The organism is Bizionia hallyeonensis, from assembly GCF_042657385.1.
GTDB classification, from domain to species: domain Bacteria; phylum Bacteroidota; class Bacteroidia; order Flavobacteriales; family Flavobacteriaceae; genus Algorimicrobium; species Algorimicrobium hallyeonense.
The window spans coordinates 89,552-102,068 of sequence record NZ_JBHSLA010000001.1 but is presented as its reverse complement, the minus strand read 5'-3'; the positions used below and the strand labels follow the sequence as shown (position 1 = coordinate 102,068).

General features: G+C 34.5%; 15 protein-coding genes. 6 read left to right on the top strand and 9 right to left on the bottom strand.

Translation table 11 applies throughout. The features are described from left to right. Positions 1-29 precede the first annotated feature (29 nt). From ACFPH8_RS00465 to ACFPH8_RS00425, 9 genes are all read right to left on the bottom strand, one after another. The gene (locus ACFPH8_RS00465) at positions 30-1,556 is read right to left on the bottom strand and encodes a carboxypeptidase-like regulatory domain-containing protein (protein ID WP_376857983.1); all 1,527 of its coding nucleotides are present in this window, start codon (positions 1,554-1,556) and stop codon (positions 30-32) included. Positions 1,557-1,674: 118 nt separating this feature from the next. Then, positions 1,675-2,379: a TIGR04283 family arsenosugar biosynthesis glycosyltransferase gene (locus ACFPH8_RS00460; RefSeq protein ID WP_376857981.1), complete on the bottom strand. Its 705-nt coding sequence runs from the start codon at positions 2,377-2,379 to the stop codon at positions 1,675-1,677. After that, positions 2,372-3,076, bottom strand: a complete 705-nt coding sequence (locus ACFPH8_RS00455; protein WP_376857979.1) for a DUF547 domain-containing protein — start codon at positions 3,074-3,076, stop codon at positions 2,372-2,374. Before ACFPH8_RS00455 ends, ACFPH8_RS00460 begins: the two co-directional genes overlap by 8 nt. A gap of 21 nt (positions 3,077-3,097) precedes the next feature. Beyond that, positions 3,098-4,069, bottom strand: coding sequence for an arsenosugar biosynthesis arsenite methyltransferase ArsM (gene arsM, locus ACFPH8_RS00450; RefSeq protein ID WP_376857977.1), 972 nt, complete (start codon positions 4,067-4,069; stop codon positions 3,098-3,100). 28 nt (positions 4,070-4,097) lie between these two features. Then, a complete protein-coding gene (locus tag ACFPH8_RS00445) occupies positions 4,098-4,910 on the bottom strand; it encodes a purine-nucleoside phosphorylase (protein ID WP_376857976.1) in 813 nt (270 codons plus the stop codon). A gap of 4 nt (positions 4,911-4,914) precedes the next feature. Further along, a complete protein-coding gene (locus ACFPH8_RS00440) occupies positions 4,915-5,580 on the bottom strand; it encodes a TIGR04282 family arsenosugar biosynthesis glycosyltransferase (RefSeq protein WP_376857975.1) in 666 nt (221 codons plus the stop codon). Positions 5,581-5,592: 12 nt separating this feature from the next. Continuing rightward, positions 5,593-6,093 carry a rhodanese-like domain-containing protein gene (locus ACFPH8_RS00435; protein WP_376857973.1) on the bottom strand — a complete coding sequence of 167 codons (501 nt, stop codon included), beginning with the start codon at positions 6,091-6,093 and terminating at the stop codon, positions 5,593-5,595. Between the two features lie 18 nt (positions 6,094-6,111). Then, the gene (arsS, locus tag ACFPH8_RS00430; RefSeq protein WP_376857971.1) at positions 6,112-7,167 is read right to left on the bottom strand and encodes an arsenosugar biosynthesis radical SAM (seleno)protein ArsS; all 1,056 of its coding nucleotides are present in this window, start codon (positions 7,165-7,167) and stop codon (positions 6,112-6,114) included. 98 nt (positions 7,168-7,265) lie between these two features. Next, the gene (locus ACFPH8_RS00425; protein WP_248395912.1) at positions 7,266-7,601 is read right to left on the bottom strand and encodes an arsenosugar biosynthesis-associated peroxidase-like protein; all 336 of its coding nucleotides are present in this window, start codon (positions 7,599-7,601) and stop codon (positions 7,266-7,268) included. 150 nt (positions 7,602-7,751) lie between these two features. Here ACFPH8_RS00425 and ACFPH8_RS00420 point away from each other — a divergent pair, with 150 nt between their 5' ends. The 6 genes from ACFPH8_RS00420 (at position 7,752) to ACFPH8_RS00395 (ending at position 12,510) form a co-directional block, all read left to right on the top strand. Further along, positions 7,752-8,384, top strand: coding sequence for a Crp/Fnr family transcriptional regulator (locus ACFPH8_RS00420; protein ID WP_248395910.1), 633 nt, complete (start codon positions 7,752-7,754; stop codon positions 8,382-8,384). A 76-nt stretch (positions 8,385-8,460) separates the two neighbouring features. Next, the gene (locus ACFPH8_RS00415) at positions 8,461-9,267 is read left to right on the top strand and encodes a sulfite exporter TauE/SafE family protein (RefSeq protein ID WP_376857968.1); all 807 of its coding nucleotides are present in this window, start codon (positions 8,461-8,463) and stop codon (positions 9,265-9,267) included. A gap of 68 nt (positions 9,268-9,335) precedes the next feature. Beyond that, the gene (locus ACFPH8_RS00410; RefSeq protein WP_376857966.1) at positions 9,336-10,748 is read left to right on the top strand and encodes an MBL fold metallo-hydrolase; all 1,413 of its coding nucleotides are present in this window, start codon (positions 9,336-9,338) and stop codon (positions 10,746-10,748) included. A gap of 116 nt (positions 10,749-10,864) precedes the next feature. Then, positions 10,865-11,221 carry a rhodanese-like domain-containing protein gene (locus ACFPH8_RS00405; RefSeq protein WP_376857964.1) on the top strand — a complete coding sequence of 119 codons (357 nt, stop codon included), beginning with the start codon at positions 10,865-10,867 and terminating at the stop codon, positions 11,219-11,221. Between the two features lies 1 nt (position 11,222). Continuing rightward, entirely contained in the window at positions 11,223-11,501 is a 279-nt protein-coding gene (locus ACFPH8_RS00400; protein ID WP_376857962.1) for a heavy-metal-associated domain-containing protein, read from the top strand. Further along, entirely contained in the window at positions 11,491-12,510 is a 1,020-nt protein-coding gene (locus ACFPH8_RS00395) for a c-type heme family protein (protein WP_376857960.1), read from the top strand. The genes ACFPH8_RS00400 and ACFPH8_RS00395 overlap by 11 nt, the downstream gene beginning before the upstream one ends. The last annotated feature ends 7 nt before the right edge of the window (positions 12,511-12,517 follow it).

Here is a 12,517-nt window from a genome sequence, read left to right as displayed (position 1 = left end):
TGTGTTTACTAATGAAAACCCACTGATATTTAGTGTGTTTTTTCTATAATTTTAAAATCTTTTATGGCTTGGTTAGGTTCAATAATATTGTATCCTTTCCAAAATTCCGGATCATAAGCCGGAAGATAGGTTGGTGTTACCTCTGGCACTTCTGTGAAATTGTTGAACTCTGTTTCTGAAATAGGTGTCGATTCAAAAACAATCAATTCTTTTTTCTCAACATTTCGAACTATAAAATGTAAATCAGCAGCTAATTCATTTTGCTTGCGTCTGCCTTTTACGTTTTTGTTTTTCTCAATAATTTTTAAAGGCCTTTTAATACCTACTTGTTGACCATCGGTTTGATCAGCATATTTTAAAGTGTATTTTTCATTGGCATTTTTTTGGAAAATGATAGTGCCTTCCTTTAAATACTCATTTAATGAAATACCTAATAACCCAAATTTACGCAGAGGCTTTACATTTTTATAATCTACACGCACAATAGCAAAATCTTGTGTGTTAATGTAAAGCGTTCCCTCAAAATCCTCGCTCCGTTTGGGCTTAAAAGTTATGGTGTAAACAAATTCGTTATTCAGATACGCAAAATCCTGCATTTCAAATTCATAACGTCGGGATTTTTCAATAAAATTCAAACCCGAATCTTCATCTAGGAAGTTGGCGTTTTCAATACTTTGGATTGAGCCTTTTCGCCAGTTTAAAAAGTTGGCTTTACGCTTGGCTTCTAGTTCTTTTTTCTTTTCTATAAATTCTGCTGTTTGTTGGTCTTCTTTTTTATCTTCAAAAAACGAGGAGTCTATTTCTTCTTTCGTGCCAAACCAACCCGATTTAATTTTGAAATACGAATCGCGTTTCACATGTTTTCTGATAATTTCATTGAAGCGTTTTTCATAATTTTCAAAGGTTATTTCGCTTTCTTTATCGTATAGACGAGAAGCTTTTAAAATATCTAATTTCTGTGGTGTGGACGGTTTAATTTCGCCATATATTTCGGCTAAAACTTCCGTGTGCTGATCCGTGTTTTTTGGAACGGATTTAATAATACTATCTACAAATGCTTGATTGAATTCGGGAATAGTAGATTCTTCAATTTTCACATCCGTTTTCAGCATATTCGTGTAGTATGATTCTCTGTAGAACAGTTTGCGCTTTGCGTAACCAAAATCGTAATTGGTTTTTAATCCTTCTTTAACTTTGTCTAAAATTTCATCCAGTGTATAGTTTTTATTGGTGATAAACACTTCACTTAAATCAATATTTTTGGTATTTAATGAAATAATACTATCTGTAAATTTTTGAATAGCAAATTGTTTTTGCTCGTAACCTAAGCAGCTTATATAAAGAGAATCCCTTTCAGAAATTTTTCTGTTAATGGTAATGTTGAATTCGCCTTTATCATTGCTAATAACACCTGTTTTGTCGTCTATTAATATTGTTGCAAATGGAATGGGTTCTTGTTTAGTAGAGTCGATTATAACGGCAGCAATAGTGCGTTGGGCTTTTGCTGAAAATACGGTTAGACAGCACAGTGCCAAGATAAGTTTGGTTGGTTTCATGATAATTGGTTTAGAGTTGAAAAGTATATTTTTCAATTGAAGCAACACGTTTCTTTATCACTTTATTAAGTAAGATTTATCTTTATTTTAACAGATTAACCATTTTTAAACCAGATTTTTAGGAAATATACTTTTGGTAATATGTATATAATTCATCTGCGGAAGCACCAAACCATTTTTTAATATATATAGTCCAAAAATGATATTGTAATGTCCAGACACCATGCTTATCATAAAGCCGAGCAGACGTTTTTATTTTGTCTTGAATGACCACAAATTGCTTTCTAGCATAAAGCTCATTTATTAAAATATTGTCTTCATAAATGGTGAAATTTTCATCAAAACCACCAATTTCGGTGAATAATTGTTTGGTAATAAACTGACTTTGATCTCCGCCACGACTAGCACGCCAAGAAAATTGGGTGAGCCAACCCGCTACTTGTAACCACCAATGATTGTTATCAAACTGTAAACGGAAGCAACCTGCTAAATTCCTTTTGGTTACTTCTTGGATTATGAGGTTGTCAAAATTTTTAGGCGGAAAAGAATCCGCATGGAGGAAATAGAGAATAGTTCCTGTGGCGTGGTTGGCGCCAAAATTCATTTGTTTAGCTCTGCCTTTATGTGCGTTTAGAAGTTGAATTTTGTTCGAAGGCACAAATTTATTAACGATGTTTTGTGAGCCATCCACACTTCCGCCATCTACAACGATGATTTCCGCTATATTTTTAGAAGTTGAATTTTCTAGAAGATGTTCCAAAACCGACGCTATACTTTCGGCTTCATTAAGCATGGGAATAATTATGGAAATGGAATTAATCATTTAGCTTCCAACTATAATCTAAATACTTTATTTTAGCATCGGATGCAATTTTTACATCTGAATAGATGTTTAAAAAATTGATAAGACTGCCGTTTTCCTTAAAATCTTTCGAAAACCATTTAAAAATTTTTGATAATTCCAGACTGTTTTTTTGAATTCTATTTTTTGATGAATCTGCCAAAAACTGTTTTGTAACTGTTGTTAATTGTTTATCTAATTTTTCTGGTATATAGGCTTCATTTAATAATTGCGGACAAGAAGCCGAAGCGCAAACAATAGCAAAATGAATGCGTGGTTCATTCATGTTACGAAGCACATCATGTTCAATATAATTTAAAGAAAGCAATTTGCCGTTGATAGGAATGAACTCTTGATCCCAAGGATTTTTAATGTCTTTAATACTCTCAATTGGATAATTATCAATAATCAGTTTTATGGTAAATGCATTATACGCGTTAATCCAATAGGCTAATGTTTCGTTTTTTGTCCAACTTTCTTTAGGTGAAACGGTTATAAATTGGTTGAGGTAGGTGTTTAATTCTGAATCATTTGCTTTTATAGTTTTATAATCAACTTCACCTTTATTAGAAACATGTTTTTGTAAGAATTCAGTAAAAGCGGAATGGTTTATGGTTTGTCCAAATGCCGAAAGACTGAAGCCAAACAGCAATAAAATAAGATATAGCGGATTTTTCATAGCGTAGTTTTTCTACATTTTTTAACAACAACCACCACCATCATAATGAAACGTGGATTCACTGATGTAAATATCATTCCGATTCAATTTGGCCAAGTCGCCAGCCGTTTTATCACAAATAGCTAATGGTTGGTTTTGCACGAGAACATGTCCTGCGTTATCATCAAAAAAATCTTGGTCGCCATAATAAATAGCGGCTTTTCCTGTAAAAATACACGGGCCATCTGCAGGCATGGGATCTTTTATGGCAGCTACTTCAATAGATTCTATATAAATCAATTCTTCAGTAGGATAATGGTTCGGGTCCAAAATACGATACGGTTTTCTGGCGCGAATTTCAATGGTTCCAAAACCAGCATCTGTCAACATTTTTACATATTCTGCAATGGGCAAACTACCGCTTAAACAAAGGGCGCGCAATCTGTCATCGTTACGCAAGGTGTCATTCATGGGTTGCTCGCAAGTAGGATCGCTCATGACTAATTTACCATGTGGTTTGAGTACGCGATACATTTCAGCAATGGCTTTTTTTAAATCGTCTGTTTTAAAAATGTTGAATAAGCAATTTTGTGCAGCTACATCAATACTGTTATCAGGAACTGGAAGATTCAACGCATCACCTTTTTTAAGATCTACAAATTCACTTTTAAACCATGGGTTTTGAGCTTCTGCTTCTTTAAAATTTTTACGAGACGCTTCTAACATTTCATCTACCACATCAATACCAATAACACCATTTTTTTCGCGGTTGAAATATGAAAACTGCAATAATTCCATGCCGCCACCAACACCAACATAGAGCATTTTAGGGTTGTTGGTTAAATCGCGTGCGTGAACAGTTGACCCACAACCATAGTTCATTTCCTGCATGATTTTCGGGATTCTTAACCCTGGTAATTCCCAAATAGGATTCGTGGTGCAACATAAACCAACATCTGGTGTTAATGCTGCTTCTTTGTATACATCGTGTGTGGTGTTAAGATAATTGCTCATAGTTTCAGTATTCGGGTGTTAATTGCTATTATAAACTTTTAATCAGTTCTTTAAAAAGGGTAATCATTTGTGGTTCTGCTTTTCCTGCCATTTCTATAATTTCTGAAATATCAACAGGTTTTAGATTACTTGGGTCGCACTCATCCGTTAAAACTGACACGGCAGCCACCTTTAAATTCAAATGATTGGCTACAATAATTTCTGGAACGGTACTCATTCCAACAGCATCAGCCCCAATAATTTTAAGCATCCTATATTCTGCACGTGTTTCCAATTGCGGTCCAACAACGCTAGCATAAACGCCTTTGTGAAGTTTAATGCCTTGGTCTTTAGCAATAGCTTCAAATTTGGCATTAATATCTGCATCATAAGGTGCGCTCATATCGGTAAAACGTTCGCCTAATAATTCCACACCTCTAAAGGCCAATGGTGAACTACCTTGGAGATTAATATGATCATCTATTAACATTAGTTCGCCTTTTTTAAAGTCTAAATTAATGGCGCCAGAGGCATTAGAAACTAATAAGGTTTCTATGCCTAATTGTTTCATAACACGAACGGGATAGGTAACATCCTGCAGTGAGTAGCCTTCGTAAATATGAAAACGGCCTTGCATAACCACCACCTTTTTTCCTGAAAGTGTTCCGTAAATAAGTTTGCCTTTATGAAACTCAACCGTAGCCGTTGGGAAATTTGGGATGTGATTATAGCTAACTTCAGCTATAATATCAATATCGTCCAATAATTTGCCCAATCCTGTTCCGAGAATAATGCCAATTTCAGGGCTTTCAAACCCTTTACTTTGTAAATATTCGGTGGTTTCTGTTATATATTTTATCATAAGTTTAATAGTATTTTTTTAATGATTCAATGCCTTCAATATCCTCAAAGGTATCAATATCATTTAATATTTCTAATAAGTGAATGTCTTCATTCTGTAAATCATCTAAGGTGTCTTTACGAATACTTTCCGTTCCCCAAGCTTTGTTTTTGAATACTTTAGGATGCAATTGTTTCATGCCGAAAAGGTAATAACCGCCATCTTTAGCAGGACCCAAAACATAATCATTTTCGTTTAATTTTTGAAATCCTTCTGAAATAATCTCGGCGTTTAAATCTAATAAATCGCTGCCAATTATCAGAACTTTTTCATAGCCTAGTTGAAACAATTCCGAAAAGGCATTCTCCATTCGCTCTCCTAAATCAAAACCTTCCTGAAGCTTCTTTTTAAAAAATTCGGGATTCCAAAGGTCCTCTTTTTGAATGGCTTCAGAATAAAAAACATAGCGATCTACCGATACATTTTTTGCCGTTTCTGCAGTATGCTTTAATAGATGTTTGTAAATTTCCAAAGCCGCTTCATTACCAATAATTTTGGCTAATCGGGTTTTACATTTTCCTAATTCTGGATTTCTTGTAAAAATAATAAGCGCACTTTTGGACGTTGGAAAATAGAAATTAGCCACTTGATCTTGGTCGCTATTAGTGTTATTTTTTGATAAAATTCCCATTGATGCTATATACTAATTGTATGCCTTTTTACCCTTCATTAGCCATTTTCCCCACATTTTTGAAAAGGCATGGATGCTATCTGTTTTTTTGTTTTGCTGATTATAAACTGGGAAATCGTTATTTTTCCATTCAAAAATTCCACCGTATAAATTGTAAACAGAAATATAGCCTTCGTCTTTAAGTTTTTTAGAAATTGCTTCAGAGCGAATTCCTAAAGAGCAATAAACAACTATCGTGTCTTTTTTATTCGGAATTTCGTTTAAAACAGTTTCAATTTTAAAATCTTTATATCCAACAAATATGGCGTTATTTAAATGACTTACTTGGTATTCATTGAGTTCACGTGCATCTAAAATTTTGTAATTGGTTTTTGGCATGGCCAACTCTTGAACTGAAATATAAGGAATGTTTTTCGTGTTATACCGCTTTAACAACTGGGACAAAGAATCTTGAGCCAAACTGGTTTGAACGGTTAAAAAAAACAATAATAAATAAGTGACTTTTTTTATCATAATGGGCTATTATCAATTCTAATCCACGACGCTACCTTGGCAGCTACTGCCTGCACCTGCTGTGCATCCGTAACAGTGTTGAGATATCATAATGTTTCTACCTTCTAGTAAATCCTCATTATATTCTGAAATATGTTTAACCGAACTATTAACCGGTAGATTTAACATTTGGTTAAAATCACAATCATATAAATAGCCATCCCAACTAATGGAAAGTGTATTGGTACACATTACATTTTTAACAGCCGAGGGATTATAAGCTTCCACTAAACTATACATATAATCCTCGTAATTTTCGGAGGCAATTAAATAATCTAAAAATCGCGCAATAGGTAAATTGGTAATGGCAAATAAATTATGAAACTGAATATCAAAATCTTCTAAAAGCGCCTTTTTAAAATCTTTTTCCATAGCTGCTTGGTTGCCTGGTAAAAAAGCTCCAGACGGATTATAGACTAAATCTAAACGTAAATTGCTGTCTGGCATGCCGTAACCAACCGCATTTAATTCTTGTAACGCTTTTATAGATTTTGCAAAAACACCATCCCCACGTTGTTTGTCCGTTTTACCTTTTGTCCAATGTGGCATAGAGCTTACTACATGTACATTATGCTTTTTAAAAAACTCTGGTAAATCATAATACTTTTTGTTGGCTCGGATAATGGTTAAATTGGATCGCACTATAAAATCAGTTACCCCAGCTTTAGCAGCTTCCTCAACAAACCAACGGAAATTTGGGTTCATTTCAGGGGCGCCTCCTGTTAAATCCAAAGTGTGTGCTCCCGTGTTTTTTATAACTTCTAGACATTGCAGCATGGTTTCCTTGGTCATGATTTCCTTTCTGTCTGGACCAGCATCCACGTGGCAATGCGTACAAACTTGGTTGCACATATAGCCCACATTAATTTGAAGGATTTCTAGTTTTTTAGCTTGTAAAGGAAACTGGTTGCTTTCAGCTATTTTATTTTTGAAAGTTGGTAATTCACCAGTTTTAAAAATACCATTGGCGAGTATTTCCAATTGGCGTTTGCTGTCTGCCAGGGCGTTTTCTTGTTGCTTTAAGGATTTAATCATGTTAAGGTTTAAGGTATTCTTATTAATTTAAAAAAGATCCCGATGTGTATCGGGATGAGCGCTTCACACAATTTTGAAATTCAAAATTGGTTCTCTGCTCACATATCTAATTTATTTACTTTGTTCATCATTTGCACGCCATGCACTAAAGATGCACCACCTCTTATGGCAGCAGCTACATGCAAAGCTTCCATCATTTCTTCTTTAGTTATGCCGCGTTGCAAGCCGTCTCCAGTATATGCGTCAATACAATACGGACATTGAACGGTATGTGCTACAGCCAGCGCAATGAGTGATTTTTCACGTTCAGAAAGTGCGCCTTCCTCAAAAACTTTTCCATAGTAATCAAAAAATTTAGCACCTAATTCTTCGTTCCATTCGGAAATTTTACCGAATTTTTTAAGGTCTGCTGGGTCGTAATATGTTTTCTGCATAATGTGTTGAGTATATAAATAGTTACGTAAAATTGAAATGTACGGTTTTATGTCGAAGAAATATATTAAAGATTACATAAAACAACGGCTTATTCTAGATTATTAAACACATTAAAAAAGGCTATATTGCGACTTGAAAAATTTCATTTTATGTTAGAAGAGTTAACTAATAATTATGGTCATTTTTTTGAAAAAGACTTGCTTGATGAAATAAATCAGGTTGGTTTTTTAAAGGAAGTTAAACAAGATGACGTACTTATTGAAATAGGATCGTATGTTAAATCCATGCCTTTACTAATCACAGGAGCTATAAAAATTTTAAGGCAAGATAATGATGGTGATGAGTTATTACTTTATTTTTTAGAAAAAGGAGATACTTGTGCTATGACTTTAACCTGTTGTTTAGGACGTACCAAAAGTGAAATTCGTGCCATTGCAGAAACAGATGCGAGATTGATTATGATTCCAATCGAGAAAATGGAAGAATGGTCCTCTAAATATAAAAGTTGGAGAAATTTTGTTTTTGAAAGTTATCATAGCCGATTAAATGAAATGTTAGATACTATTGATAGTATAGCTTTTTTGAAAATGGATGCACGATTGCTAAAATATCTCAACGAAAAAGCGCGTGTTTCAGAAGATTATACTATATATAGCACGCATCAGGACATAGCTTATGAATTGAATACCTCCCGTGTGGTTGTTTCCCGATTACTTAAAAAACTAGAAAATATGGGGAAGGTTCAGCTAAACCGAAATTATATAATCCTAAACAAAGAATAGCAAGCTATGTAGCCTGGGTTACAAACTCGGTTTAAATAAAAGGATATATTTGCGTTAGTAAATTGAAACCCATTCCATGGAAGTATTAGAAATTTTTGGCTATATAAGTGCTTTGCTAATTGGTGTTGTATTAGGACTAATTGGTGGTGGTGGATCCATTTTGGCAGTTCCAGCTTTGGCCTATTTATTTTTAGTTAATGAAAAAGTGGCTACAGCATATTCTTTATTTGTAGTAGGTGTTAGCGCTTTAGTTGGTGGTTTAAAACAGCATAAAAAAGGTTTAGTTGATTGGCGAACAGCTTTTGTTTTTGGTATTCCAGCAATTATTGGGATTTCAATAGTTAGGCATTTTGTTATTCCGGCACTTCCCGAAGTTATGTTTACAATAGGCAATTTCGAGTTTACGAGACGAATGGTTATGTTCGGAATGTTTTCTATTTTAATGATTCCTGCCGCTTTGTCCATGTTAAGAGATGTGAAATTAAAACCTGAAAACACGCAAGTGTCTTACAACTATCCTTTAATTATTATTGAAGGGCTTCTTATAGGTGCTATTACGGGTATGATTGGAGCAGGCGGCGGTTTTTTGATTATTCCGGCGCTAGTACTTTTGGCTAATGTGGACATAAAAGTGGCCGTAGCAACTTCTTTAATTATTATAGCCATGAATGCCTTGTCTGGATTTTTTCTAGGTGATGCTTTAACCATGACAATTGATTGGAAATTTCTATTATCATTTACAGCTATTTCATTGATTGGTATTTTTATAGGAAGTTATTTAGGTAGCTTTATTGATGGTAAAAAACTTAAAAAAGGCTTTGGTTATTTTGTCTTTGCCATGGCTATTTTTATCTTCTACATGGAATTTTTTGTAAAGGCGTAATGTAACTTTAGTTACTGCCTATTTCAACAGTTATTCGTAAATTTGCAACATATTAAAAAGTTAGAAATATGAAAATTGAACAGATATATACAGGATGTTTAGCGCAAGGTGCTTACTATATAGAAAGCCAAGGTGAAGTGGCTATCATTGATCCACTTCGCGAAGTGAAACCGTATTTAGAGCGTGCTAAAAAGGATAACGCTAAAATCAAATATATTTTTGAAACTCATTTTCATGCTGATTTTGTAAGTGGTCACGTAACACTAGCTAAAGAAAGTGGTGCTAAAATTGTTTTTGGCCCAACCGCATCAACAGGATTTGATTCTGTTATTGCCACCGATGGCCAAGTGTTTCCATTAGGCGATATTACCATTACAGCTTTGCATACACCAGGGCATACCATGGAAAGTACCACCTATTTGCTAAAAGATAAGAACGGAAAAGATTATGCTATTTTTAGTGGAGACACCCTGTTTTTAGGTGATGTAGGTCGACCAGATTTAGCACAAAAAGCGGCAAGCATGACGCAGGAAGAGTTAGCAGGTATTTTATTTGAAAGCTTACGCACCAAAATAATGACTTTAGCTGACGATGTTATTGTTTATCCAGCTCATGGTGCAGGATCGGCATGTGGAAAAAATTTAAGCAAAGAAACCGTAGGTAGTATTGGCGACCAAAAGAAGACGAATTATGCATTGCGCGCGGATATGACTAAAGAAGAGTTTATACAAGAAGTAACAGATGGTTTACAGCCACCACCACAATATTTCCCTTTAAATGTTCAGATGAATAAAGACGGATATGAAGATATTGATGTGGTTTTAAAACGGGGTACGCAAGCTTTATCGCCAGATGCGTTTGAAGCGGCAGCCAATGAAACTGAAGCTGTTATTTTGGATGTGCGTCATCAAGATGATTATGTAAAAGGTCATATTCCACGTTCTATTTTTATTGGAATTGATGGTGGGTTTGCCCCTTGGGTAGGAGCCTTAATTGCTGATGTAAAACAACCAATTCTATTAGTTGCGCCACAAGGCAGAGAAGAAGAAACTATTACACGTTTATCTCGTGTTGGTTTTGATTATACAGTGGGCTATTTAAAAGGAGGCTTTGAAGCTTGGAAAAATTCAGGAAAAGAAACAGATACTATTAAATCCATTCCTGCAACCGAATTTAAAGACATTTTAGAGAAAGATACTATTCCTGTTTTTGATGTTAGAAAAGAAGGCGAGTTTACATCGGCTCACATTAACGAAGCGCATTTAACACCATTAGATTTTTTGAATGATCATTTAAGCGAATTTCCAAAAAACGATACATTTTACGTACATTGCGCTGGTGGTTACCGCAGTGTTATTGCCGCTTCTATTTTAAAGAGTCGAGGTATTCATAATTTAGTAGAAATTGCAGGTGGTTTTGCTGCAATTAAAGAAGCAGGGATTCTAGTAACAGATTTTGTTTGTCCAACTACGTTAAAGTAATTTATTAAAAATTCCGTATATTTAAAAGAGTGGTCCTAGCCACTCTTTTTTAGTAACAAATGTTACGTATAGGGTTAAATATTCCTTGTAATTTTATAAACGAATTAAGAATACATATGAAACAAATTATAATCTTTATGTCATTTATATCTATGCTGTTCGGTACAGCTCAAAACGCCGCACTCAAAATGTTACCTGTTGATGAATACAAAACACAAATAGAAAAGGGAAAAGTTCAGTTAGTTGATGTTCGAACCCCAAACGAATATAATTCTGGTCACATTAAAAATGCGAAGAATATAGATTTTTTTGCAGCTAGTTTTGAAAGTCAATTTGAAAAATTAAATAAAGAAAAACCACTTTATATATATTGCAGAAGTGGTGCGCGAAGTAGAAAAGCGGCGAGCAAATTATCTGTAATGGGATTCACGGAAATTTATGATTTAAAAGGTGGTTATTTAAACTGGAAATAAAATGAAAACAACACTCGAAATTCAAAATTTAAAATGTGGTGGATGTGCCCATACGGTATCAACTAAATTAGCAGATGTTGCAGGTGTTGAACATGTGTCAGTATCAGTAGAATCTAACGAAGTGAGCTTTGATTATGCATCTGAAGCAGATTTGGTGGCTGCCAAACAAAAACTGAAATCTTTAGGCTATCCAGAGTTTGATGCGGCTAATTCAGTAGTAACTAAAGCCAAGTCATTTATAAGTTGTGCAACCGGAAAAATGGCGAATCATGATACGTAAACTATTATTGGTAGTTTCTGTTCTTACGCTTGTTTCAAGTTGCAAGAATGACAATAAAAAGGAATTAGGGTATACAAATGCTTTAGCCTTGGAGAATGAACAGGAACATCCTGGTAAAAAACTTATGGAAGTCAATTGCTATGTGTGTCATAGCCCAACGGCTAGCCATGACGATCGTATTGCACCTCCTATGATAGCAATTAAGAGGCATTATTTAACGGATGGTATTAGTAAAGCAGAGTTTATTGAAGATATCCAGCACTATGTTGCAAACCCAAATGAAGTTAACTCCCGAATGGTAGGTGCTGTTAAACGTTTTGGAGTTATGCCAAAAGCACAATACCCTGAAAAAACGGTAAAACAAATAGCTGAATATATTTACGATTATGATATTGAAAAACCTGAATGGTTTGAAGATCATTTTAATGAACAAGGAGGCAAAGGTCATGGCATGAAAAATGGACGTGGTATGCAAAAAGGTTATGGTAATAAAAACCGGAATAAGGAACAGGCTTCTGGAGCAGATTCAACTATGTCTTATGAGGAGCTTGGTTTAAAATATGCTATGAGTACGAAAGCTGAATTAGGTAAAAACCTTATGGGAACCATTCAAAAGAAAGGAACTTTAGCAGCTGTAGAATTTTGTAATATTAAAGCATACCCTTTAACGGATAGTATGGCAGTAATGCATAATGCTAACATTAAGCGTGTATCAGATAAGCCTAGAAATACAAATAATCAAGCTAATAGTTCAGAACTTACATATATTACTAAATTTAAAAAGGACGTTGCAGCCAATTTAGAGCCTAAAGCTATTATTGAAGAAACAGGCGATACCGTTCATTTTTATTATCCAATTGTTACAAACACTATGTGTTTGCAATGTCATGGAAAAGCGGTAGAATCAGAAGTATATAAAAGTATTAAATCTTTATACCCAAAAGATGAAGCCATAGGGTATATTGAAAATGAAGTACGTGGAATTTGGAGTATTTCGTTCGATAAATAAGATGTAG